Source organism: Micromonospora sp. CA-259024, assembly GCF_050936255.1.
Taxonomy (GTDB): domain Bacteria; phylum Actinomycetota; class Actinomycetes; order Mycobacteriales; family Micromonosporaceae; genus Micromonospora.
Map to the genome: position 1 here is coordinate 1,405,882 of NZ_JBNJND010000002.1, position 23,385 is coordinate 1,429,266.

Consider the following 23,385-nt stretch of genomic DNA (forward strand, 5'->3'; position numbering starts at 1 on the left):
GAAGCTCCGACCGGTGACGGTCAGCCGCAGCCGCAGCCGGCCAACGCGGCGGCGATCCGGTCCAGCGCCGGCTGGGCGGTTTCCTTCCCGCCGGGCACCTGGTCGGTGAGCACCGCGAAGGTGAGCAGCCGGCCGTCGGCGGTGGTGACCAGGCCCGCGATGGAGTGCACGGCGGTCAGGGTGCCGGTCTTGGCCCGGACGGTGCCCGCCCCGGCGGCGGTGCCGGGGGCGGTGCGGTAGCGCTCGTTCAGGGTCCCGGACCAGCCGCCGACCGGCAGGCCACCGAACACGCCGGCCAACTCCGGGTGGTCCGGGCTGGCCGCCAACCGGACCAGGTCGGTCAGCAGGGAGGGGCTGATTCGGTTACGGCGGGACAGGCCGCTGCCATCGGAGAGGGTGATCTCGTCGGCGGGCAGGCCCAGCTCGGCCACCTCCGCGTCCATCGCGGCGGCTCCCCCGTCGAACGAGGCGGGCTGGTTGCGGGCCAACGCGACCTGGCGGGCGAGCGCCTCGGCCAGCAGGTTGTCGCTCTCGCTGATCATGATGTCGACCATCCTGATCAACGGCGGAGACTGCACCACGCCCAGCTCGGCGCCCGCTGCCGGGGTGCCGCCGGCTGCGGCCGGGGCCGGGGCGCTGCCGCGCTTCACGGCATTGGCCGGCACGCCGAGCAGCCGGGCGAACGCCTTCCCGGCTGCCAGGTCCGGTTCGGCGAAGCGCTCCGCAGCCCCGTGCTCGACGCCCGGGTCCCGGCGCGCACCGTCGGTCATCAAGGCGGTCACCGCGCCGCCAGACCCGCCGGTGGGAATGTCGTCGTCCCAGCCCGGGCCATAGACCGGGCCGGAGTAGAGCGAACCGTCGACGGTGACACTCGTCGGGGTGGTGCCGCCGAGCGCCGTGCGCACCTGGGCGGCCAGATCGTCCAGGCGCGCCGCTCCCGGGTAGTAGCCCTTCTTGTCGATCGCGAGGGTGGGGTCGCCGCCGCCGACGATCACCACCTCGCCGGCCTTCGCGCCGGCCACCGCCCGGGTGGGGATCCGGTAACCGGGGCCGCGGGCTGCCAGGACCGTCACCGCCGTCGCCAGCTTGGTCACCGAGGCGGGCACCGTGCCGTCGTCCGCCCCCTTGGCGAACAGCGTCTGGCCGGAGATCACGTCGGCGACCGAGACGTTCACCCGGCCGCCCAGGGCAGCGGCACCGACCAGCGGGTCGAGCACGGCACGGACGCCGTCCGGGGTGGGCACCGGGGCGTTCGGGTCCGGGCCGGCCAGCACGTCCGACGGGTCGGGATCCGGGGACACGCCAGCGGCGCGGGGCGCGGACCCGGAGTCATCGCCCAGCCATCCGGCGACCGGGCCCGGCCGGGTGACGACGACTCCGACCCCGGCGAGCACCAGCAGCAGCACGACGGCCAGCACCACCGGCAGCCGCCGCCGTCGGCGCGGTGCGACGGGTGCGGGTGCCGGTGCCGGTGCCGGTGCGGCACCGGCGGGCGCGGGCAGCGCGGAGATCGGCGGACCCAACGGAGGGGCGCCGGTGGCGCCGGGAGCGGTCGGCGGGTGACCGGATGGCGGCCTGCCCGGCGCCGGGCTGACCGGGACCGCGGCGCTCCCGCGCGGCGGGCCGCTCACCGACCGATCACCGCCGACCACCGGGAAGCGGCCGGTGTTCGGGCTGGGCTGGGTCGTCCCGCCGGGCGGACGCCAGGGCAGCGGCGCAGGGCGCTCGGGCACCGTCTCCGGTGCCGGCGGCGTTGGCTCGGGAGCCCGTGGGAGGTGGGCCTCGGGCACCGGGACCCGCCCCGTGGCACCACCGGAGCCGGATCGTCCGGTACCGTGCGCGGAGCCCCCGTCCGGGCGGTAGTGTGAATCTTCCCTCCCCACGACCCCCTCCTCCCCCAGCAAAAATTGGCTTGGGTGACACTACTTCGGTCAGAAGACTATGCGGCGGCCGGAGTCGGCGGGTGGGCATTCACCTGTCCGGGGGGCCGCCAGTGGTTTCCGTTAGCCAGCGTGGGCAGACGAGGGAGCGTGCAGATGGATTTCGACGTGACGGTTGAGATCCCCAAGGGTCACCGGAACAAGTACGAGGTGGACCACAAGACCGGCCGGATCCGGCTGGACCGCACCCTTTTCACCTCCACCCAGTACCCGGCCGACTACGGGTTCATCGAGGGCACTCTGGGCGAGGACGGCGACCCGCTGGACGCGCTGGTGCTGGTCCCCGAGCCGACCTTCCCGGGCTGCCTGATCCGGTGCCGCACCATCGGCATGTTCCGGATGACGGACGAGAAGGGCGGGGACGACAAGGTCCTCTGCGTGCCCTACGAGGACCCGCGCCAGGAGCACCTGCGCGACATCCACCACCTGGGCGAGTTCGACCGGCTGGAGATCCAGCACTTCTTCGAGGTGTACAAGGACCTGGAGCCCGGCAAGTCGGTGGAGGGCGCGACCTGGGTCGGCCGCACCGAGGCCGAGGCCGAGATCCACGCCTCGTACCAGCGGGCCAGGGACGCCGAGGCGCGCGGCGAATCCGCCCACTGACGACCGCTGACGCACCGGGCCCGAGGGCCGCTCAACCGAGCAGCCCTCGGGCCCGGTCGTACAGGTCGAGCACCGCGCAGGCGATCGGCACCACGGCGACCACCAGGGCCGTGTCGGTGAGATCCGCGACCCTTCCGAGGTACGGCGAGACCGGCCGGCGGGCGTACCCGGTGCCGCCGGCGACGGCCACCAGGGCCAGCGCCGCACCACCCAGGACCAGCGCCAGCCGCCCGGCGTCGTCGGCCCGGTCGACCAGCACCGCGCCCAGCACCGCGTAGCCCGCCAGCCCGGCGAGCACCGTCGGCACCCGGTGCCGCAGCGCCACGAACAGCCGCGACCGCAGCAGCAGCACGGCCGAGGTGACTGCCACGAGCACCCGACCGGCCGTTCCGCCGGCAACCCCGAGTACGACCGCCGCGGCCACCGCCAGCAGCGCGTGCCCGATCAACATCCCGGTGAGCATCTCCTCGGTGCGGGTCACGGCGGCGTGTACCCGGGTTCGGTTCGGCAGATCCCGGGCTCGCTCCGGCTCTTCCCCGGGGGTCGAGCTGGGCAGGGTGATGGGCGGCAGCGGCAGCTTGCCCAGCCGGATGGCCAGCAGCGGGATCACGCCGACGGCGAAGACCAGTGCGCTGAGCAGCACCGCCGCCGCGCCGGCCGGGCTCAACACCAGCCCACCGAACGCGGCGCCGACGCCGATGAGACCGACCGTGACCCCGGCCACGAAAACCCGCAGCCGGCTGGCCACCCCGAGCAGACCGAGCAGCGCCACCAGCAGCAACGCCACCGAGCCGGCCAGCAGTTCGGGAGCACCCACCCAGCGGACCGGCCCGAACGGCCCGACCGGGTCGCCGGAGCCGACCGCGAGGGCACCGGCCGTGAACGCGTACGGCAGCGCGTAGCCACCGAGGGTCGCCCCGGCGGTTCCGTCGCCGTTGGCACGGGAGGCCACCGTGCCGGCCACCGTGAGCAGCAGTGTCACCACGCAGGCCGCCAGCCAGCCAGCTTGATGCGTCGGGCCACCAGCGAGCAGGGCGAGCAGCCCGACGGAGAGCGGCACGGCGGCACCGGCCAGGCCGGCGGCCCGGGTGGCGGTGGGCGACCAGGCGCCCCCACGGCGGCGGGCACCGTCGGCGATCGCCTCGACCACGTCGTCGTACTCCAGCTCGGGCCAGTGCGCACGGGCCGGCACCAGGTGCAGCACCTCACCGTCGCGGACCCCCTGTGGCAGAAGCGCCTGCGCGGTCGCCAGCAGCGCGCCGTCGGTGCGGCGCAGAACCCAACCGCCATGCTGCTCGCCGTCGTCGGCCAGCCCCTCCCCCGCGTGCCGGAGCACGTCGGGCAGCAGTTCGGCCAGGGGCACCTGCTCCGGCAGGGCGACGTCCACCCGTCGTTGCGGCGCGCTGATGGTGACGCGGGCCAGCCCGGTAGTCATCGACTGGTCTCCATATCGAGGGGATCGGAGGCTGCGCGGACGACAGGACTTTACCTACCATGAGCCAGGCTCGGGTTACCCAGCGCTGTCAGGAGGCCGAGTGTCCACCGTCGTGATCAAGCGTCCGCCGCGTCGACCGGCGCCAGAGATCCCCGCTGGCGAGCTGCCGGTCGAGGCGCCGCCGGAGATCCCCGTGGTGACCGGCGGGCGGTGGCAGCAGATGCTCATGCTGCTGCCCATGCTCGGCGGCACGGTGGCGATGGCGATGATGTTCGGCCGGGGCGGCGGCGCCTACTCGTACGTGGTGGGCGGGATGTTCGGCCTCTCCTCGTTGGCGATGCTGGTGACCTCCTGGGGCAGCGCCTCCGGGACCCCGAAGAAGTCCGAGATGATGGCCGCCCGCAGGGAGTACCTGCGTCACCTTGCGACGTTGCGGCGACGGGTCCGGCGGACCGCCGGACAACAGCGGGCCGGGCTCTACTACCGGCACCCGGACCCGGGCGGACTCTGGTCGACCGTGGACAGCCACCGGGTCTGGGAGCGGCGCCCTGCGGACCCGGACTTCGCGGTGGTGCGGGTCGCCGTCGGGCCACAGACCCTGGCCACCCCGCTCGTCCCCCCGGTCACCCGGCCGCTCGAGGAACTGGAGCCGATGACCGCCGGGGCGCTGCGCCGCTTTCTGGACGCGTACTCCGTGGTGCCGGACCTGCCGGTGGCGCTGTCGCTGCGCAGCTTCGCCCGGGTGCACGTACGGTCCGCCGGCCGCACCGGGGGCGGGACCCCGACCACCGGCGGTCCGTCCACCGGCGACCCGGCGGCGCAGGCGTTGGTCCGGGCCGTGCTGACCCAGCTGGCGGTCTTCCACGCCCCCGACGAGTTGCTCGTCGCGGTCTGCGCCGGGCCGGAACGCCGCACCTGCTGGGAGTGGGTGAAGTGGCTCCCGCACGCCCACCATCCGGGCCGCACCGACGCGCTCGGCCCGGTACGGCTGGTCACCAACTCCGCCGCCGAGCTGGAACGGCTGCTGGCTGACGTGCTGGCCAGCCGGTCCCGGTTCAGCCCGGCCGGCCCGGCCACCGACGGCCCGCACGTGGTGGTGGTGCTCGACGGCGGCGACCTGACCGGTGCCAGCGACCTGACCGGCGACGGCGGCATCGACGCGGTCACCGTGCTGGACCTCGACACCCCGCCGCCTCGGCTGCTCGACCGGTACGCGCTGCTGCTCGAGTTGCACGGCCTGCGGCTGCACTCAAGGTCGTCCGATGGGCACGCCGAGGTGGGCATCGCCGACCAGCTCGACCTCGCCGACGCCGAGGCGGTCGCCCGACGGTTGGCACCGCTCCGGCTCGCCGGTACGGCGCGCGGGCCGGACGCCCCACTCCAGGCCGACCTGGGCCTTCCCGAGCTGCTCGGGCTCGGCGACCCGGAGAGCTTCACGGCCGAGCAGGGCTGGCTCCCGCGCTCGGCACGGGACCGGCTGCGGGTGCCGATCGGGGTGGGCGCGGACGGCGGCGCCATCGAGCTGGACCTCAAGGAGTCCGCCCAGGACGGGATGGGCCCGCACGGGCTGCTCATCGGGGCGACCGGTTCCGGCAAGTCCGAGCTGCTCCGCACACTGGTGCTGGGCCTTGCCGCCACGCACAGCTCCGAGCAGCTCAACTTCGTGCTTGTCGACTTCAAGGGCGGCGCCACCTTCGCCTCGTTCGACCGGCTGCCGCACACCGCAGCCGTGATCACCAACCTGGCCGACGCGTTGCCGCTGGTCGACCGGATGGTCGACGCGATCAACGGGGAGCTCGTCCGCCGCCAGGAGCTGCTGCGGCGCGCCGGCAACTTCGCCAGCGTGCGCGACTACGAGCGGGCCCGGGCGGCCGGCAGCCCGCTGGCCCCGCTGCCGTCGCTGCTGCTGATCTGCGACGAGTTCTCCGAACTGCTCTCCGCCAAGCCGGACTTCATCGACCTGTTCGTGCAGATCGGCCGGCTGGGCCGGTCACTCGGCGTGCACCTGCTGCTCGCCAGTCAGCGGCTGGAGGAGGGACGGCTCCGCGGGCTGGACACCCATCTCTCGTACCGGATCGGGTTGCGTACCTTCTCGGCGCTGGAGTCCCGCACCGTGCTCGGCGTACCGGACGCGCACGAGCTGCCCCGCTCGCCGGGCCATGGCTACCTACGCGCCGGCACCGACCCGCTGGCCCGGTTCAAGGCCGCGTACGTCTCCGGTGCCGTCCGCCGTCGGGCCGCGACGGCCGGCGTGGCCGCGCAGGCGGGCGCGCGACTGCTCACCTTCACCACCCACGTCGTGCCGGTGCCCGAGCCGGCCACCCCGGTCGTGCCCGTCGTGGCCGAGGATGAGGGCAGAGAGACGTTGCTCGACCTGCTGGTGGACCGGCTCGTCGGGCAGGGCCCACCGGCGCACCAGGTCTGGCTCCCGCCGCTCGGTCAACCACCGGCCCTGGACGAGCTGCTCGGGCCGGTCGAGGTGGACCCGAAACGCGGGCTCACCGCCGGCAACCCGGAACTGCACGGCGCACTCGGAGTGCCGCTGGCCATCGTGGACAAGCCGCTGGAACAGCGCCGGGACCTGCTCTGGCTGGCGCTGGACGGCGCGGCCGGGCACGTCGCGATGGTCGGCGCGCCGCAGAGCGGCAAGTCCACCGCGCTGCGCACGCTGGTCTGCGCGCTGGCGCTCACCCACACGCCGGCCGAGGTGCAGGTCTACTGCCTCGACTTCGGCGGCGGCGGTCTGGCCGCGCTGCGCGACCTTCCGCACGTGGGCGGGGTGACCGGTCGTGCGGATCCGACCGCCGTACGACGCACCGTCGGCGAGATGACCACCCTGCTGGCCGATCGGGAACGCCGCTTCGCGGAACTGGGCGTGGAGTCGATGGCCGCGTACCGGCAGCGCCGGGCCGCGGCCGGTACGGCGAGTCAGCCGGGCGCCGATCCGTTCGGCGACGTGTTCCTGGTGATCGACGGTTGGAGCACCGTCCGCGGCGAGTACGACGACCTGGAGCCACTGGTCACCGATCTGGCCACCCGGGGCCTGTCGTACGGGCTGCACGTGGTCGCCACCGCGCTGCGCTGGCTGGATTTCCGCCCGGCGATCCGGGACCTGTTCGGCTCCCGGCTGGAGTTGCGCCTCGGCGACCCGGCCGACTCGCTGGTGGCCCGACGTGCCGCCGCGAACGTGCCGGACCGCCCGGGCCGGGGGGTGACCGCGGAGGGCCTGCATTTCCTCACCGCGCTGCCCCAGCTCGCCGCCGCCAGCGGGGACACCGCTGACCTGGTCAAACGGGTCGCCGACGGGTGGGCGGGCCCGCCGGCACCCCGGGTCCGGCTGCTTCCACCGGTGCTGCCGTACGCCGATCTGGACCTCGCCGCGGCGACCGGGCTGCGGCTGCCGATCGGGATCGCGGAGGCGGACCTGCGCCCGGTGCTGCTCGACTTCGCCACCGAGCCACATTTCGTCGTCTTCGGGGACTCGGAGTGCGGCAAGTCGTCGTTCCTGCACGCGCTGGCCATGTCGATCATCACCCGGTTCACCCCCGAGCAGGCTCGGGTGATCCTGGTCGACTACCGGCGCAGCCTGCTCGGTGCCATCAAGACGCCACACCTGATCGGGTACGGCACCGCCGCGGCGCACACCGCCGACCTGGTCGAGTCCGCCGCCGGTTACCTGGAGCGGCGGGCCCCCGGGCCGGAGGTCACCCCGCAGCAGTTGCGGGACCGATCCTGGTGGTCGGGGCCGGAGCTGTTCGTGCTGGTGGACGACTACGACCTGGTGGCGGCCGGACCGGCGAATCCGTTGCGCGGGCTGGAGGAGCACCTGCCGCACGCCCGCGACGTCGGGCTGCACCTGGTGTTGGCCCGGCGATCCGGTGGAGCGGGCCGCGCACAGTACGAGCCGATCGTGCAGCGGCTGCGGGAGCTCTCGACCGCGGGTCTGGTGATGGCGGGCAGCCCGGACGAGGGCGCACTCGTCGGGCCGGTGCGGCCTGGGCCGCTGCCACCGGGACGTGGTCGGTTGGTCACCCGACGGGAGGGCGTACGCCTCGTTCAGCTCGCACATCTGCCGCCGCCATGACGTGACTCGCCGGTTCTTCCCGTGACGGGTGGGGAAACCGGTAATCTCCGATCGTCATGGTTCCGTCGGGATGAATGGCTGGGGATGTGACTGGGGTTCGGCACAGCGGTCCGTCAGTGGCCCGACGGGCGACCGGCCGGGCGCTGCTCGGTGTGGCCGCGGCGCTCGCCGTCGTGGCACCGGCCGCGGCAGCCGCGCCCGTCGCCGCGCCCACCAACGGCGGACAGCTCGCCGGCGCGCCGATGGCGTTCGCCCCCGGCGACACCGGCGTCCGCACCGACCAGTTCCGCGACGAGCAGTGGCAGCTCGACGAGTTGCGGGCCGAGACGGCCTGGCGCAGCTCGACCGGCCGCGGCGTGATCGTCGCGGTGGTCGACTCCGGGGTGGACGGTTCTCATCCCGACCTGGTCGGCCAGGTGCTACCGGGCCGGGACCTGGTTGGTCCCGACGGTGGTGCCGGCCCGGATCCGGTGGGTCACGGCACGACGGTCGCCGGGCTCATCGCGGGGCGCAACGACGACAAACGGGGTGTGGTCGGCCTGGCGCCGGACGCCCGGATCCTGCCGGTCCGGGTGCTCGACGAGGAGAACCGCTACGACGACGCGCTGATCGTCGCCCAGGGGGTCCGCTGGGCGGTCGACAACGGCGCCCGCGTGATCAACTTGTCGTTGGGCGGAAGCGGCGACAGCCCGGCCCTGGCCGCGGCCCTGGACTACGCGTTCGCCCGGGACGTGGTCGTGGTGGCCTGCACCGGCAACCTGGCCACCTCCAGCAGCACCAAGGTGTGGTATCCGGCCCGTGAGCCAGGGGTGATCGCGGTCGCCGGCCTGGAGCGCGGCAGCGACAACCTGTGGTCCGGTTCGATCACCGGACGGGCGACGGTGCTCACCGCCCCCGCCAGTGGGCTGGTCGGCGCCAAGCCCCCCAGCGGGTACTGGCGGGTGCAGGGCACCAGCTTCGCCGCACCACTGGTGGCGGCCACCGCCGCGCTGGTCCGGTCCCGCTATCCGCAGATGCCCGCGGGTGAGGTGGTCAACCGGTTGCTGGCCACCTCTCGGGACCTCGGCCCGACCGGGCGGGACGACCGCTTCGGGTACGGGGTCGTTGACCCGGTGGCCGCGCTGACCGCTGACGTGCCGCCGGTGACCGCCAACCCGCTGGACGATCACACGTCGCCGGGCGTGATTGGTTTCGGCCCGGCTCCTGGCTCGGCCGACGACGATCCGGTGGCCGGTGCCGGCAGCGATCCGCTCGGCCTCGCCGCACCCCGACAGCAGAGCCGGTGGACGGCCCGGGCGGCGGGAGGCCAGGACACCTCCGCACCGGAGCAACTGTGGACCGGGGCGGCACTTCTCGTCATCCTGGTGGGCGGCGCCGCGTTCATGCTGCGCCGATTCCGCCAGCGGGCCCGTTGATCGTGGCCCACCGCCAGGCCTGACCGGACGACCGGTCGGGTACAACCGACGCATGCGCACGCTGCGGCCACCCACTCTCGCCTTCGCCGACCGGCCGTCCTGGCGGCACCGCCGCCTCGACCCGGCCCGTTCGTCGGGGCTGCGCCTCACCCTGGCCGCGACGGCGGCGTTCCTGGTGCTGGTGCCGTTCGGGCTGCTCACACTGCTCGTGCTCGGGGTCTGGTCGCCGCTGCACCGGCTGGACGGGGCGGTCACCGACGCGCTGTACGGGTACGCGCTCGACCACCCGGTCTGGGTCACGGTGATGCGGATCTGGACCGACGTCTTCGCGCCGATGCCGCTGCGCGCCGTCGCCCTGCTCGTGGTGATCTGGCTGCTACGCCGAGGCGTACGCCGGCTGGCCCTCTGGGTGACCATCACCATGCTGGTGGGCGGGTCGCTCGGTCCGCTGCTCAAGCTGCTCGTCGGCCGGGACCGGCCGGAGTTTCTCGACCCGGTGGCCTCGGCGGCCGGCTACTCGTTCCCGTCCGGGCACGCCCTGAACGCCGCCCTTGCCTCGGGAGTGCTGCTGGTGGTGTTCCTGCCGTACGCGGATCGCGGGGTCTGGCGGGTGCTGCTGTGGGTCGCGGCGGCGCTGCTCACCGTGGTGACCGGGTTGAGCCGGGTGGCCCTGGGCGTGCACTTCACCAGCGACGTGGTCGGTGGCTGGCTGCTCGGCACAGCCGTGGTCGCGGCGACCACCGCCGCCCTCACCACCTGGCGGGCACCCGCCGACCGGCGCGTGCCCCAGGGCTGACGCTCAGGTGCACTCGCCGGTGCCGACCTGCCGGTTGCGTTCGGCGCCGGCCAGCGCCACCGGGCGGGCCTCGGCCGCGGTCACCGCGAAGCCGGTGTTCGGGTCATCCGCCGCCGCCGCGAAGATCACGCCGAGTACCAGGCCGTTGGCGGAAAGTAGCGGCCCGCCGGAGTTGCCGCTGCGCACCAGTGCCCGGATCGTGTAGATCTCCCGGGTGACGTCGCCGGCGGAGTAGATGTCCGGTCCTTTGATCTGGTCGACGTCGCGGATCCGCGCCGACTGTGCGTTGTAGGGGCCGTCGAGCGGGAAGCCGAGCACGATGGCGTCGGAGCCGCTGCCCGCGTTGCCGGCGGCGAACCGCAGGGACGGGCCGGGCAGCCCGGGCACGAGCAGCACCGCCAGGTCCCGGTCCGGGTCGTAGACGACAACCTTGCCGTCGTACCGCTCGCCGCCCAGCTCCACGGCGACCGAGCGGGTGCCGGCGACGACGTGCGCGTTGGTCATCACCCGGTCGTCGGCGTACACGAAGCCGGAGCCCTCGATGCGGCGCGAGCAACTGGGCGCGGAGCCCAGCACCTTGACGACCGACCGCTGGCCGTTGACCACCACCTGGGAGCCGGCCAGCGCCGGGTCGGGCGGGTCGACCTGTCGGGCCCGGGTGGGCGCGAGGTCACCGAAGACGTCCGGGAACCCGTCGGTGTCGACGGTGTCCTCCAGAGCGGTGGAGAGCTGGTGGGCCTGGTCCGGCAGGACCTGGTTGACCACCGTGATCAACGCGCTGTTGCGCACCGAGGCGGCGAGCCACGGCACCGAGGACGAGCCGAGCGGCACGGCGACCAGCCAGGCGAGCAGCAGCACGGCGAACAGCGAAACGAACGCCCCGCCGACGTCGTCGATCCGTTTGCCCACGTCGCTGGTGATCGTCTTGCGCAGGTGCGAGCCGAGCCAGCCGGCGAGCGCCTGCCCGACCACCGCCAGCCCGAAGATCGCCACCAGCGAGATCAGCACCCGGGTGCCGGCGTCCACGAACTGTCGGGCGAACAGCGGCCCGAGCTGGAGACCCAGCAGCAAGCCCAGGAAGAAGCCGGACAGCGACGTGACGCCGATCACGAAGCCCTGGCGGTATCCGCTGATCGCGAACACGAGCATGAGCAGCAGCAGGACGAGATCCACGACCGACACGGGTCAAGCGTACGGGCAGGGCGCCCGCCAGATGACCATCGCTTGCGGAAGGTGACCGTGCGGTCAGCGCAGGGCGGTCTCGTCGGCCTCGTCGGTGCCGGCCGACGGCGCCGGGGTCGCCCCGGTCGGCGGCAGCTCCACCACCCTGCCGCGCGGCCACGGGCGGGCCCAGCCGCCCATCTCCAGCAGGGTGGCCAGCACCCCGGCGGTGAAGCCCCAGACGAGCATTCCGCGCGACGAGAACGCCGGCCCGATCCAGCCGCTGGGGTGGCGAACCCGCAGCCGGTTGGCCGGGTCGACCAGCTCACTGACCGGTAGCCGGGCCACGTGCGCCACCTCGGCGGGCTCCCGGGGGTGCACGGGGTGCGGGTCGTGCCACCAGGCCAGCACCGGTGTGACCACGAAGTCGCTGACCGGGATCCACAGTTTCGGCAGCTCGGCCAGCACGGTCACGCTGGTCGGATCGAGGCCGACCTCCTCGTTCGCCTCGCGCAGGGCGGTGGCGCGGACGTCGGCGTCCTCCGGGTCGGCCGCGCCACCGGGAAAGGCCGGCTGGCCGGCGTGGTTGCGCAGGGTGGCGGCGCGTTGCAGGACCAGCACGTCGGGGCCGGCGCCGGGCTGCTCGCCGAGCAGCACCAGCACGGCGCTCTCCCGGCCACCCTCGGCCGGGGTGGTCAGCCGCGTGAAGTCCTCGGCGCGGGCGGTGCCCAACCGGGTCAGCAACGGCTCGATCCACTCGGGCGGTCGACGGGTCACGCCGGCACCGCCAGGCCGAGGTGCTGGCGGACCAGCTCGGCGAGCCGGGCATCGTCGAGGGCGCCGGTGGCGTCGATGTGCCGGATCCGACCGTCGGCGTCGACGAAGAGGGTCAGCGGAATGGCGTTGCGCTTCAGCTCGCGTTGCAGCGCCTCGCCCTGGTCGATCAGGATCGGGAACCGGACGCCGTAGTCCTCACCGATGGACTGGGCGCCGCTGCGGCTGTCCCGGCTGTTGACCCCGACCACCTGGATCTGCCCGGCGGCCCGCTCGCTGAGCCGCTGGAAGGCGGGCAGCTCCTTGCGGCACGGCGGGCACCAGGAAGCCCAGACGTTGATCACCGCCGGCCCGGCCACATCCCGTAGCGCGACGGGCGTGCCGCCGGTGAAGCAGGCCAGCGTCAGCTCCGGCAGCGCCTGCCCGCCAGCGGCGCGGGCCGTCGTGCCGGAGTCGGGCGACGCGGGGGCCGTCGTGCCGGGCGTGGCGGGGGCCGTCGTGGCGGAGCCAGGCGACGCGGCCGTGGGCACCGTGCTCAGCGTGGAGCAGTCCCGGAACGGCGATGGTCGCTCAGCTGCCGCCGGCCGGGGGGCCGGGTCGTCGTCGGCCGTGCCGCTGGTGCAGCCGGCGACGGTCAACAGCAGCGGCAGGATCACCAGAGCGAGGCGCCGGTTCACGGCACCTCCGCAGCGACCGCCTGCGCGGGCACCAGCTCCGGGTCGACCCCGGCCGCCACCGCGAGGTCACGCGCCCGGGGACCCTTGAGCAGTTTGGCGGCGGCCGTCGGATCGGTCGGGCCGGTGCCGTAGGAGGGGCAGAGCTTCGCGAGCGTGCAGGCGCCGCAGGCGGGTTTGCGGGCATGGCAGACCCGTCGCCCGTGAAAGATGATCCGGTGCGACAGCATGGTCCAGTCGCGCTTGTCGTACAGCGCGCCGACCGCGTGCTCGATCTTGACCGGATCGGTCTCGGTGGTCAGCCGCCACCGGTGGACCAGCCGCTGGAAGTGCGTGTCGACGGTGATGCCCGGGACGTCGAAGGCGTTGCCGAGGATCACGTTGGCGGTCTTGCGGCCGATGCCGGGCAGCGTCACCAGGTCGGCGAGTCTGCCGGGGACCCGGCCGTCGTACCGGTCCAGGAGCGCCTGGCCGAGCTTGAGCAGCGAGTCGGTCTTGTTGCGGTAGAAACCGGTGGGCCGGATCAGCTCCTCCATCTCGCCCCGGTCGGCCCCGGCGTACGCGGCGGCGGTCGGGTAGCGGGCGAAGAGCTTCGGCGTGACCTCGTTGACCTTCTTGTCCGTGCACTGGGCGGAGAGGATCGTGGCGACGGCCAACTCCAGGGCATTGGAGTGGTCCAGTTCGCAGTGCGCGTCGGGGTGCGTCTCGGCCAGCACCCGGCCGATCTTGCGGGCACGGCGTTTGCGCCCGAGATCGGTCTCGCTGGCACCGGGAGGACTACTGGTCACGACGGCCAGCCTACGTCGCGCCCCGGATGTTCCCGCCGGGTCAACCGCCGGCTGGCGGGGAGATCTTGCCCTGCCCGTCGAACCGGGCGCCGCCCTTCGGGAAATCGCTGCGGCTCAGGTCGCCGATCAGGCCGAGGCCCCGGTCGTCCGGGTCCATCGTCGGCTTGCCGGCGTCGTTCATGTACGTCGAGGTGAACGAGCCGCCGGCCCAGGCGCCGTCCGGCATGAGCGACACCTTCAGCACCCCGCCCCAGCCGAGCCGGCCGTCGTTGTTCAGCGAGTTGCCGCCACCGGCGAAGTTGCCCAGGCTGTACGCGATCAGCCGGCCCTTGTAGAACTCCATGCCGCGCAGCACATGCGGCCCGTGCCCGACGATCAGGTCCGCCCCCGCGTCGATCATGGCGTGCGAGAACTTCACCGGGTCGCCCCGGTTCTCGCCCAGGAACATCTCGGTGCCGGGTTTCACCCGGGTCTTGTCCACGCCCTCGCCGCCCATGTGCACCTGCACCACGACGAGGTCCGCCATGGTGGCGGCCTTGGCGACCACCGTCTTCGCCTTGGCGATGTCGACCAGGCTGTTGGACCAGACGTACGACGAGAAGCCGGCCACGGCGACCTTGACGCCCTTGACGTCGACCACGGTGATCTGGTCCGGTGCGCCGGTGTGCTTCAGGTCGTACTTCTCCAGCGCCTTCCGGGTGTTCTCGTAGCCCTTCGGCCCGTAGTCGTAGCCGTGGTTGTTGGCCTGGTTGAGCACGTCGAAGCCGGCGTCGCGCAGGTGTGCGGCGTATTCCGGTGGCGCCCGGAACTGGTAGCAGCGGGTGGAGTTGGCCCCGCACTTGCCGGTGCCGGTGTCCACCGTCAGCGGCTCCTCCAGGTTGCCCATCACGAGGTCGGCCTTGAGCGCCTCGGTGACCGAGGCGAAGAAGCCCTTGCCGCCGCCGGCGGGGAGCCGGCTGGGCGCGTTACCCATGATGATGTCGCCGGTGGCGGAGAGCGAGATCGCGCCGCCCCCGCCGGAGGCCGCAGGCCCGGTGGCCTTCGGGCCGGCCGTGGCCACCGGCGCGCCGGTGCCACCGCCACCGGCGCCGGGTTGCCAGACGGGTGCCTCCCCGCCCGGGTCGGCACAGCCGGCGACGAGCAGTGCGGCCAGCAGCGCGGCGAGGCCGAGGGCGACGCGGCGACGCGGGCGGGACGCGAGGAGGGCGGGAGCATACATCGTCAGCGACATTACCGACCTCACAACGCGCCGACGACAGCCGATCGGTTGGAGTTCAGCCCGTGAGCTGCTCGGACCAGGGCACGACCGCCCGGGCGCCGCCCGCGAGCACCGCGGAGTGCACCGCTCGGGCGACTGGCGCGCCCCAGGTGGAGCGCGGCCCGCCGTACGCGGCCGTCGGCCCGTCCACCGGGCAGAGCACGGTGACCGCGTCGGTCGGGGTGCCGGTCCCCGGCAGCCCCAGCTCCCTGATCGCCTGGGTCTTCGCCTCGGTCGCGGTGGCCACCGCGTTGACCAGCGCCGAGTCCGCGAGCCGGGCCGGCACGTACACCACGATGTTGACCGTGCCGACGCGCTGGGCGAGCGCGGCCGGAGCCGGCGCGGCAGCGAGCACCGGCGTGCCGAGCCCGACCGTCACCCAGGCCCGCACTCCGGTGTCGGTCCGCGCGATCACCTCGGCCACATCGACACCGGTCAACAGACCAACCCCCGGCCCGTCGAGGGCCAGGTCGGCGGCGAGCGCCGCCAGGTGCGCGGCGGGGTCGTCCCGGTCGTACGACATGGGCACGGTCGCGTTCAGTACCCAGAGCCGGGCACCGATGCCACCGCCCAGTGCGCCGCTGCTGATCGTTCGCAGAGGCACGTCAGCGCGCCAGACGAGCAGTGGGATCTCCCGCCCATCTTCGGCCCGGCTGGTCAGAATCGGCTCGCTCAGCACGTCGGGCAGGTTACGCCCACCGATCAAGATTCCAGGGGCGACCTCTGATTCATGCTCACGTGCGCCTAGACTTGGCGGCGCGCGAGGGGTTCAGCGGACGGCGACCCCGGCCGACGGACGGCACGCGCAACCGGAGGTGCGCGATGGATGAGGTACTGGCCCGCAGCGGGATCTTCCAGGGTGTCGACCCGGAAGCTGCCGAGGCGCTTGCCAAGGAGATGGAGACGATCGAGGTCCGCAAGGGCGAGATCGTCTTCAATGAGGGCGAGCCAGGTGACAGTCTCTATATCCTGCTGTCCGGCAAGATCAAGGTTGGTCGCCGCGCCGCGGACGGCCGGCAGAACCTGATCGCGGTGATGGGGCCGTCGGACATGGTCGGTGAGCTGTCGCTCTTCGACCCGGGTCCGCGTACGGCGACCGCCACCGCGGTGACTGACACCCGGCTGGTGCGACTGCGCAAGCAGGCGCTGCGGCCCTGGCTCAACAACCGCCCGGAGATCGCCGAGCAGTTGCTCCGGGTGCTCGCCCGGCGGCTTCGCCGGACCAACGACTCGCTCGCCGACCTGATCTTCACGGACGTGCCGGGCCGGGTCGCCAAGAACCTGCTCCAGATGGCTGGCCGGTTCGGCACCCGCGATGGCGGCGTCCTGCGGGTGACCCACGACCTCACCCAGGAGGAGATCGCCCAGCTCGTCGGCGCCTCCCGGGAGACGGTCAACAAGGCGCTGGCCGACTTCGCCTCGCGCGGCTGGCTGCGCCTGGACGGCAAGAGCATCATCATCCTGGACCCGGAGCGCCTCGCCCGTCGCGCCCGCGTCTGAGCAGCACGTCGCGTCCCCGCTTCCCGTCAGTGACGGGAGGCGGGGACGTTTTCGTCTGCCCGGCGCAGAATCGCTGGCGCCGGCCAGCACCAGTGGTGAGGGTGGGGCCATGGTGAACAGCGTTGCCGTGCTGTCCGACATCCATGGCGTACTGCCCGCCCTGGAGGCCGTGCTGGCCGAGCCGGACGTCGCCGCCGCCAATCTGATCGTGCTCACCGGCGACATCGCGGCCGGCCCGCAGCCGGTCGAGGTGCTGGACGTGCTCGCCGGCCTCGGCGACCGGGTCTGCTGGGTGGGCGGCAACGCCGATCGCGAGCTGGTCGAGGCGCGGTCGGGCCGGCCCGCGTCGATCGAGGTGTCCGACTGGGCCGCCGCCCAGCTCCGCGACGACCAGCTGGCCCGTCTCGCCGCGCTGCCGCCGACGGCGACGTTCGAGATCAACGGCCTCGGCCCGACGCTGTTCTGCCATGCCACGCCCCGCGACGACGAGGAGGTCGTGCTCGTCGACTCCCGGATGGCACGCTGGGCGGAGGTGTTCGCCGGTCTCCCGGCCGAGGTTTCGACGGTGGTCTGCGGTCACACCCACATGCCCTTCACCCGGTTGGTCGATCGGCGTCTGGTGGTCAACCCGGGCAGCATCGGCATGCCGTACGGGGGTGCCGGTGCCTGGTGGGCGCTGCTCGGGCCGGGCGTGCAGTTGCGCCGTACCGTCTTCGACGTGGACGCGGCGTGCGCCCGGGTGGCGACGGAGTCGGCCTTTCCCGACGCCGCCGCCTGGGCCGACGAGTACCTGCGCTCCCAGCACAGCGACGCCGACGCGCTGGCCGTCTTCGGCCCCCGCGACGGCCGCTGAAGCAGCAGCTCTGGCGCCAACCACGACCAGAGCCACAAAAAGTCAGTCTTGACTGTTTGTTTCGTGGGCCGCAGGCTGTTGCCGTGTCCACCACATCGACGCGCGTCCCTCAGCAGGAGCGCAGCCGCGTTACCCGGGCCCGGCTCCTGGAGGCGACCGTCGACTGCCTGATCGAGCACGGCTGGTCCGGCACCACCACCACGCTCGTCGCGGCGCGGGCCGGTGTCTCGCGGGGGGCACAGCTACACCACTACCCCACGAAGGCCGCGCTGGTGACGGCCGCCGTGGCCCACCTGGCCGAACGCCGGGCCGACGAGCTGCGCACCGAAGCTGAGGCGCTGCCGGCCGGCCCGCAGCGACTGGACCGGGTGATCGACCTGCTCGGCGTGGCGTTCACCGGGCCGCTGTTCGTGGCCGCTCTCGAGCTCTGGGTCGCCGCCCGCACCGATCGGGAGCTTCGGGACGCCCTGGTGCCGCTGGAGGCGACGGTCGGCCGGGAGATGCACCGCCTCACCGTCGCCATGCTCGGCGTCGACGAGCGTCGACCCGGCGTCCGCGAGGCGGTCCAGGCCACCCTCGACCTGCTGCGCGGGCTCGGGGTGGCCAACCTGCTCAATGACGACTCGGCCCGCCGTTCCGCCCTGTTGACCACCTGGAAGCGCCAACTCGTCACCCTGCTCACGCCCTGACCGCCGGCCGCAGCGGCCACCACCGACCGGGAGGCACCATGGTCGACCTGACCGACCTGCTCGCGGATCTGGCCGCCGAGTCCGGCCAACTGGACGCCCTGATCGCACCTCTGTCAGCGGCCGACTGGGCACGGCCGACCCCCGCGCCGGGTTGGAGCATCGGGCACCAGATCGCCCACCTCGCCTGGACCGATCATGTGGCGCTGCTGGCCGCCACCGATCCCACGGCGTTCTTCGCGACGGTGACGGCCGCGCCGGACCCGGCCCGGCTCGTCGACCACGGCGCCGAGGACTTCCTCGCCCCGCCGGCCGCGCTGCTCGCCCGCTGGCGGGCCGGCCGGGCGGCGCTCGCCGACGCACTGGCCGCTGTACCGGCCGGCGAGAAGCTGACCTGGTACGGCATCCGGATGTCAGCCACCTCGATGGCGACCGCCCGGATCATGGAAACCTGGGCACACGGTGAGGACGTGGCCGACACGCTCGGCGTCGTCCGCCCCGCCAGCGACCGACTCCGGCACGTCGCGCACCTCGGTGTGCGTACCTTCGGGCACGGTTTCGCCGCGCACGGCCGGGTGGCACCGACGACGCCGGTCCGGGTCGAGCTGGTCGGGCCGCACGGCGACACGTGGAGCTGGGGTCCGGCGGAGGCCGCCGACCGACTGACCGGCCCGGCTCGGGACTTCTGCCTGTTGGTGACCCAACGCCGACACCGTGCGGACCTCGCCCTGGTCGCGACGGGTCCGGTCGCGGACGAGTGGCTCGACGTGGCGCAGGCGTTCGCCGGCCCGCCGGGTACCGGCCGACAGCCGGCCACCGCCCCGGCTGGCGCGGACGGAGCACGGGCATGATCCGGATCGGCAACGCCTCCGGCTTCTACGGCGACCGGTTCACCGCCTGGCGGGAGATGCTCGACGGCGGCGAGCTGGACGTGCTGACCGGCGACTACCTGGCCGAGTTGACCATGTTGATCCTCGCCCGGGACCGGCTGCGTGACCCCAATCTCGGCTACGCGAAGACGTTCCTTCGGCAACTGGAGACGTGCCTCGGCACCGCCCTCGACCGGGGGGTGCGGATCGTGACCAACGCCGGCGGGTTGAACCCCGCCGGCCTGGCCGCCGCCATCGACGCACTCGCCAGCCGTCTGGGCCTGCCAACCAGGGTCGGGTACGTCGAGGGCGACGCGATCCAGCGGCCGGACGCGTTGAGCGCGAACGCCTACCTCGGCGCGTTCGGGATCGCCGCCTGCCTCGACGGCGGCGCGGACGTGGTGGTGACCGGCCGGGTCACCGACGCGTCGCTGGTGGTCGGCCCGGCCATCGCCCGCTACGGGTGGGGCCGCGACGACCTCGACGAGTTGGCCGGTGCGACCGTCGCGGGGCACCTCGTCGAGTGCGGCGCACAGGTCACCGGCGGCAACTTCAGCTTCTTCACCGAACTGCCCGACGGTGGGCACCGGCCCGGTTTCCCGATCGCCGAGGTGCACGCCGACGGCTCAACGGTGATCACCAAGCATCCGGGCACCGGCGGTGCGGTCACCGTGGAGACGGTCACCGCCCAACTGCTCTACGAGGTCGGTGGGCCGGCATACCTGGGGCCGGACGTGGTCACCAGACTGGATACCGCAACACTGCGCTCCGACGGGCCGGACCGGGTCCGGGTGTCCGGTGTCCGGGGCACGCCTCCTCCCGCCACGCTCAAGGTGGGCGTCAACAACCTCGGCGGTTTCCGCAACTCGATGACGTTCGTCCTCTGCGGTCTGAACATCGAGGCGAAGGCGACGCTGGTCCGGGGGCAGATCGAGGAGGCGGTGAGCAAGGACGGGCTGGAGTTCACCCTGGCCCGCACCGACCACCCGGACGCCGCCGACACCGAGGCTGCCAGCGCCCTCCTCCACGTCCACCTGCGCGACAGCGACAGGGTGCGAGCCGGGCGAGCCTTCTCGGCCGCCGCGGTGGAGCTGGCGCTGACCTCCTACCCGGGCTGCACACTGACCACCCTGCCGGGCGACGCGACTCCGTACGGCGTCTTCACCGCCGACGCGGTGCCGCAGGACGCGGCGCCGCACGTCGCGGTGCTGCCCGACGGCCAGCGGGTGCCGATCGCCCCACCGATCCGCACCGCCCCCGTGCCCGAGCCGGGGCCCGACCCGGAGGCCGACCCGGAGGCGGGGCCGGCACCGCGCAGCGGGACGGCGGTCGACGGCCCGACCCGGCGCGGGGCGCTCGGCGAGCTGGTCGGCGCGCGCTCCGGCGACAAGGGCGGAGACGCCAACCTCGGTGTCTGGGCGCGTTCCGATGCCGGGTACGCATGGCTGCGCACCTGGCTGACCGTCGAGCGGCTGGCCGAGCTGCTGCCGGAGACCGCGCCGCTGTCGGTACGGCGCTACGAGCTGCCGAACCTGCGCGCGGTCAACTTCGTGATCGAGGGTCTGCTCGGGGCGGGGGTCGCCGCGTCCACCCGGTTCGACCCGCAGGCCAAGGCGCTCGGTGAGCTGCTGCGCGCCCGGATCGTCGACCTGCCGGCCGCGGTGCCGGCGGAGGTGGCCCAATGAGCATCGTGGACACTCCGGAGCGGCGGCAGCTGCGCGAGCTGACCCGCGCCTTCGTGACCCGGGAGGTGCTGCCGCACCTGGACGACTGGGAGCGGGCCGGCGAGGTGCCCCGGTCGCTGCACGCCACCGCCGCGAAGCTCGGCCTGCTCGGCATCGGCTTCCCCGAGTCGGTCGGTGGCAGCGGGGGTGATTTGCTCGACTCGATTCTCGTGACCGAGGAGCTGATCCGTTCCGGCGGCTCGTCCGGGCTGGTGGCGGCGCTGTTCACGCACGGCATCGCGTTGCCGCACATGGTCGCGGCGGCCGGCGCCCGCACCGGTGGATCGCTGGGCGGCCGGCTCGGCGTCGCCGCGATCCCCGGCGACGACGACCTGATCGAACGGTACGTCCGGCCCACCCTGGCCGGCACGATGATCGGCGCGCTGGCGATCACCGAACCGGACGGCGGTTCCGACGTGGCCGGCATCCGCACCACCGCCCGCCGGGACGGCGACCACTATGTGGTGAACGGGTCGAAGACCTACATCACCAGCGGGTACCGGGCCGACTTCGTGACCACGGCGGTCTGCACCGATTTCCCGGGCAGCGGTGAACTCACCCTGCTGGTCGTCGACAAGGGGCTGCCCGGGTTCACCGTGGGGCGCCGGTTGGAGAAGCTGGGCTGGCACTGCTCGGACACCGCCGAGCTGTCGTTCGTCGACGTACGGGTGCCGGTGGCCAACCGGATCGGCGCGGAGAACACCGGCTTCCTGGCGATCATGCAGCACTTCGCGACGGAGCGGCTCTCGCTGGCGACGCAGGCGTACGCCATTGCCCAGCGTTGCGTCGAGCTGACGATGCGCTGGTGCCGGGACCGGGAGACCTTCGGGCGTCCACTGGCCAGCCGGCAGCTGGTTCGGCACCGGTTGGCCGAGATGCACACCCGGGCCGAGGCGGCCCGGTCGTACGTGCACGAGGTGGCCGCCCGGGTGGCGGCCGGCGAGCCGGTGGTGACCGAGGTGGCGATGGCCAAGAACGTGGCGGTGGCCGCCTGCGACCACGTCGTCGACCAGGCGTTGCAACTGCACGGCGGCTTCGGCTACCTGCGCGACGCCGAGGTGGAGCGGCACTACCGCGACGCGCGGATCCTCGGCATCGGCGGCGGCACCACCGAGATCATGAACGAGATCATCGCGAAAGGCATGGGCCTGTGAGCGCGAGGAGTGAGACACGGTGAGCATCCTGGACAGCGCGATCGACCCGTCCGCCCCCTCGTACGTGGCGAACCGGGCAGCGTTGCTGGAGCGGCTGGCCGAGCTGGACGCCGCGCTGGGCCAGGCGCGAGCCGGCGGCGGCGAGAAGTACGTGTCCCGGCACCACGCGCGCGGCAAGCTGCTTCCCCGGGAACGGATCGAGCTGCTGGTGGACGCCGACAGCCCGTTCCTGGAGCTGTCGGCGGTCGCCGCGTACGGCACCGACTTCCCGGTCGGGGCCAGTGTGGTCACCGGCATCGGGGTGGTCGAGGGCGTGGAGTGTCTGATCGTCGCCAACGACCCGACGGTACGCGGCGGCGCGGTCAACCCGTGGTCGCTGGCGAAGACCCGACGGGCCGGCGAGATCGCCTTGGCCAACCGGCTGCCGATGGTCAACCTGGTCGAGTCGGCCGGGGCGGACCTGCCCACCCAGGCGGAGATCTTCATCCCGGGTGGCCGGGTGTTCCGTGACCTGACCCGGCTCTCGGCGGCCGGCATCCCCACGGTCAGCGTCGTCTTCGGCAACGCCACGGCCGGTGGCGCGTACGTGCCGGGGATGTCCGATCACGTGATCATGATTCGGAACCGGTCGCAGGTCTACCTGGCCGGGCCGCCGCTCGTGAAGATGGCGACCGGCGAGGTCACCGACGACGAGTCGCTGGGCGGCGCGGCGATGCACGCCGCCACGTCCGGGCTCGCCGACTACCTGGCCGAGGACGAACGGGACGGCATCCGGCTGGCCCGGCAGTGCGTACGCCGGCTGAACTGGCGCAAGCAGGGCCCGTCGCCGCGTACGGCCGTGCCGCAGCAACCGAAGTACGACCCGGAGGAGCTGCTGGGGATCACCAGCGCCGACCTGAAGGTGCCGTTCGACCCACGTGAGGTGCTGGCCCGCGTCCTGGACGGAAGCGACTTCGACGAGTTCAAGCCGGCGTACGGGGACGCGCTGGTCACCGGATGGGGCGAGCTGCACGGCTACCCGGTGGGCGTGCTGGCCAACGCGCGGGGGGTGCTGTTCAGCGAGGAGGCGCAGAAGGCGGCCCAGTTCATCCAGCTCGCGAACGCGGCGGACACCCCGCTGATCTTTCTGCAGAACACCACCGGCTACATGGTCGGCACGGAGTACGAGCAGCGGGGCATCATCAAGCACGGCGCACTGATGATCAATGCGGTGTCCAACTCGACGGTGCCACACCTGACGGTGAACCTCGGCGCCTCGTACGGCGCCGGCAACTACGGCATGTGCGGTCGGGCGTACGAGCCGAGGTTCCTGTTCACCTGGCCGAACGCGAAGTCGGCGGTGATGGGCCCGGCGCAGCTCGCCGGAGTGCTCTCCATCGTGGCCCGGCAGGCCGCCGCCGCCCGGGGGCGCGACTACGACGAGGAGTCCGACGCGGCGATGCGGATGATGGTCGAGCAGCAGATCGAGTCACAGTCCGGCGCGCTGTTCCTCTCCGGCCGGCTCTACGACGACGGGGTGATCGACCCCCGGGACACGCGCACCGTTCTCGGGCTCTGCCTCTCGGCGATCCACAACGGACCGGTGCAGGGCGCCGACGGTTTCGGCGTCTTCCGGATGTAGCTGGTGGGCGCGAGGAACGCACCGCAGCGGAGTCCCGCAGTGACCAACGA

At 73.2% G+C, this 23,385-nt stretch carries 19 protein-coding genes; 11 read left to right on the forward strand and 8 right to left on the reverse strand.

What is annotated here, in order from left to right:
* Positions 1–20: 20 nt before the first annotated feature.
* On the reverse strand, positions 21–1,502 hold the full coding sequence (gene dacB, locus ACQEUX_RS25980; RefSeq protein WP_433057137.1) for a D-alanyl-D-alanine carboxypeptidase/D-alanyl-D-alanine endopeptidase: 1,482 nt from the start codon (positions 1,500–1,502) through the stop codon (positions 21–23).
* Between the two features lie 534 nt (positions 1,503–2,036).
* On the opposite strand from dacB, the gene ACQEUX_RS25985 reads away from it, so the two are divergent.
* Positions 2,037–2,543, forward strand: a complete 507-nt coding sequence (locus tag ACQEUX_RS25985) for an inorganic diphosphatase (protein WP_109816465.1) — start codon at positions 2,037–2,039, stop codon at positions 2,541–2,543.
* Positions 2,544–2,574: 31 nt separating this feature from the next.
* Here ACQEUX_RS25985 and eccD read toward each other — a convergent pair whose 3' ends face one another.
* On the reverse strand, positions 2,575–3,978 hold the full coding sequence (gene eccD, locus ACQEUX_RS25990) for a type VII secretion integral membrane protein EccD (RefSeq protein ID WP_433053495.1): 1,404 nt from the start codon (positions 3,976–3,978) through the stop codon (positions 2,575–2,577).
* 100 nt (positions 3,979–4,078) lie between these two features.
* Between eccD and eccCa the strand changes: the two genes are divergently transcribed.
* From eccCa to ACQEUX_RS26005, 3 genes are all read left to right on the forward strand, one after another.
* Positions 4,079–8,062, forward strand: a complete 3,984-nt coding sequence (eccCa, locus tag ACQEUX_RS25995) for a type VII secretion protein EccCa (RefSeq protein ID WP_433053497.1) — start codon at positions 4,079–4,081, stop codon at positions 8,060–8,062.
* Between the two features lie 74 nt (positions 8,063–8,136).
* Positions 8,137–9,477: a type VII secretion-associated serine protease mycosin gene (gene mycP, locus ACQEUX_RS26000; RefSeq protein ID WP_433053500.1), complete on the forward strand. Its 1,341-nt coding sequence runs from the start codon at positions 8,137–8,139 to the stop codon at positions 9,475–9,477.
* Between the two features lie 52 nt (positions 9,478–9,529).
* A complete protein-coding gene (locus ACQEUX_RS26005) occupies positions 9,530–10,273 on the forward strand; it encodes a phosphatase PAP2 family protein (protein WP_433053503.1) in 744 nt (247 codons plus the stop codon).
* A gap of 3 nt (positions 10,274–10,276) precedes the next feature.
* On the opposite strand, the gene ACQEUX_RS26010 is transcribed toward ACQEUX_RS26005, so the two are convergent.
* From ACQEUX_RS26010 to ACQEUX_RS26035, 6 genes are all read right to left on the reverse strand, one after another.
* Positions 10,277–11,455 (reverse strand): MarP family serine protease, encoded by a 1,179-nt coding sequence (locus ACQEUX_RS26010; protein ID WP_433053506.1) that lies wholly within the window; start codon positions 11,453–11,455, stop codon positions 10,277–10,279.
* A 63-nt stretch (positions 11,456–11,518) separates the two neighbouring features.
* Positions 11,519–12,211 (reverse strand): NUDIX hydrolase, encoded by a 693-nt coding sequence (locus ACQEUX_RS26015; RefSeq protein WP_433053509.1) that lies wholly within the window; start codon positions 12,209–12,211, stop codon positions 11,519–11,521.
* A complete protein-coding gene (locus ACQEUX_RS26020; protein WP_433053512.1) occupies positions 12,208–12,885 on the reverse strand; it encodes a TlpA family protein disulfide reductase in 678 nt (225 codons plus the stop codon). Before ACQEUX_RS26020 ends, ACQEUX_RS26015 begins: the two co-directional genes overlap by 4 nt.
* Positions 12,882–13,670 carry an endonuclease III gene (gene nth, locus ACQEUX_RS26025; RefSeq protein ID WP_433053515.1) on the reverse strand — a complete coding sequence of 263 codons (789 nt, stop codon included), beginning with the start codon at positions 13,668–13,670 and terminating at the stop codon, positions 12,882–12,884. The genes ACQEUX_RS26020 and nth overlap by 4 nt, the downstream gene beginning before the upstream one ends.
* A gap of 40 nt (positions 13,671–13,710) precedes the next feature.
* The gene (locus tag ACQEUX_RS26030) at positions 13,711–14,889 is read right to left on the reverse strand and encodes a CapA family protein (protein ID WP_433053518.1); all 1,179 of its coding nucleotides are present in this window, start codon (positions 14,887–14,889) and stop codon (positions 13,711–13,713) included.
* A 55-nt stretch (positions 14,890–14,944) separates the two neighbouring features.
* A complete protein-coding gene (locus tag ACQEUX_RS26035) occupies positions 14,945–15,607 on the reverse strand; it encodes an adenosylcobinamide amidohydrolase (RefSeq protein WP_433053521.1) in 663 nt (220 codons plus the stop codon).
* Between the two features lie 143 nt (positions 15,608–15,750).
* Here ACQEUX_RS26035 and ACQEUX_RS26040 point away from each other — a divergent pair, with 143 nt between their 5' ends.
* The 7 genes from ACQEUX_RS26040 to ACQEUX_RS26070 all read left to right on the forward strand — a co-directional run bounded on the left by ACQEUX_RS26040 (position 15,751) and on the right by ACQEUX_RS26070 (position 23,335).
* Positions 15,751–16,428 (forward strand): Crp/Fnr family transcriptional regulator, encoded by a 678-nt coding sequence (locus ACQEUX_RS26040; RefSeq protein WP_007466162.1) that lies wholly within the window; start codon positions 15,751–15,753, stop codon positions 16,426–16,428.
* Positions 16,429–16,537: 109 nt separating this feature from the next.
* Entirely contained in the window at positions 16,538–17,281 is a 744-nt protein-coding gene (locus ACQEUX_RS26045) for a metallophosphoesterase family protein (RefSeq protein WP_433053526.1), read from the forward strand.
* Positions 17,282–17,364: 83 nt separating this feature from the next.
* The gene (locus ACQEUX_RS26050; RefSeq protein WP_433053529.1) at positions 17,365–17,970 is read left to right on the forward strand and encodes a TetR/AcrR family transcriptional regulator; all 606 of its coding nucleotides are present in this window, start codon (positions 17,365–17,367) and stop codon (positions 17,968–17,970) included.
* Between the two features lie 38 nt (positions 17,971–18,008).
* The gene (locus ACQEUX_RS26055) at positions 18,009–18,818 is read left to right on the forward strand and encodes a TIGR03084 family metal-binding protein (protein WP_433053532.1); all 810 of its coding nucleotides are present in this window, start codon (positions 18,009–18,011) and stop codon (positions 18,816–18,818) included.
* Positions 18,815–20,521 carry an acyclic terpene utilization AtuA family protein gene (locus ACQEUX_RS26060; RefSeq protein WP_433053535.1) on the forward strand — a complete coding sequence of 569 codons (1,707 nt, stop codon included), beginning with the start codon at positions 18,815–18,817 and terminating at the stop codon, positions 20,519–20,521. The genes ACQEUX_RS26055 and ACQEUX_RS26060 overlap by 4 nt, the downstream gene beginning before the upstream one ends.
* A complete protein-coding gene (locus tag ACQEUX_RS26065) occupies positions 20,518–21,714 on the forward strand; it encodes an acyl-CoA dehydrogenase family protein (RefSeq protein ID WP_433053538.1) in 1,197 nt (398 codons plus the stop codon). The genes ACQEUX_RS26060 and ACQEUX_RS26065 overlap by 4 nt, the downstream gene beginning before the upstream one ends.
* 19 nt (positions 21,715–21,733) lie before the next feature.
* Entirely contained in the window at positions 21,734–23,335 is a 1,602-nt protein-coding gene (locus tag ACQEUX_RS26070) for an acyl-CoA carboxylase subunit beta (protein ID WP_433053541.1), read from the forward strand.
* Positions 23,336–23,385 lie beyond the last annotated feature (50 nt).

Coding starts and splice junctions, on each gene's coding strand:
- ACQEUX_RS26060 (WP_433053535.1), top strand. CDS start 18,815: ATGATCCGGATCGGCAACGCCTCCGGCTTCTACGGCGACCGGTTCACC.
- ACQEUX_RS26065 (WP_433053538.1), top strand. CDS start 20,518: ATGAGCATCGTGGACACTCCGGAGCGGCGGCAGCTGCGCGAGCTGACC.
- ACQEUX_RS26005 (WP_433053503.1), top strand. CDS start 9,530: ATGCGCACGCTGCGGCCACCCACTCTCGCCTTCGCCGACCGGCCGTCC.
- ACQEUX_RS26055 (WP_433053532.1), top strand. CDS start 18,009: ATGGTCGACCTGACCGACCTGCTCGCGGATCTGGCCGCCGAGTCCGGC.
- ACQEUX_RS26040 (WP_007466162.1), top strand. CDS start 15,751: ATGGATGAGGTACTGGCCCGCAGCGGGATCTTCCAGGGTGTCGACCCG.
- ACQEUX_RS26030 (WP_433053518.1), bottom strand. CDS start 14,889: ATGTATGCTCCCGCCCTCCTCGCGTCCCGCCCGCGTCGCCGCGTCGCC.
- eccD (WP_433053495.1), bottom strand. CDS start 3,978: ATGACTACCGGGCTGGCCCGCGTCACCATCAGCGCGCCGCAACGACGG.
- ACQEUX_RS25985 (WP_109816465.1), top strand. CDS start 2,037: ATGGATTTCGACGTGACGGTTGAGATCCCCAAGGGTCACCGGAACAAG.
- mycP (WP_433053500.1), top strand. CDS start 8,137: ATGGCTGGGGATGTGACTGGGGTTCGGCACAGCGGTCCGTCAGTGGCC.
- ACQEUX_RS26045 (WP_433053526.1), top strand. CDS start 16,538: ATGGTGAACAGCGTTGCCGTGCTGTCCGACATCCATGGCGTACTGCCC.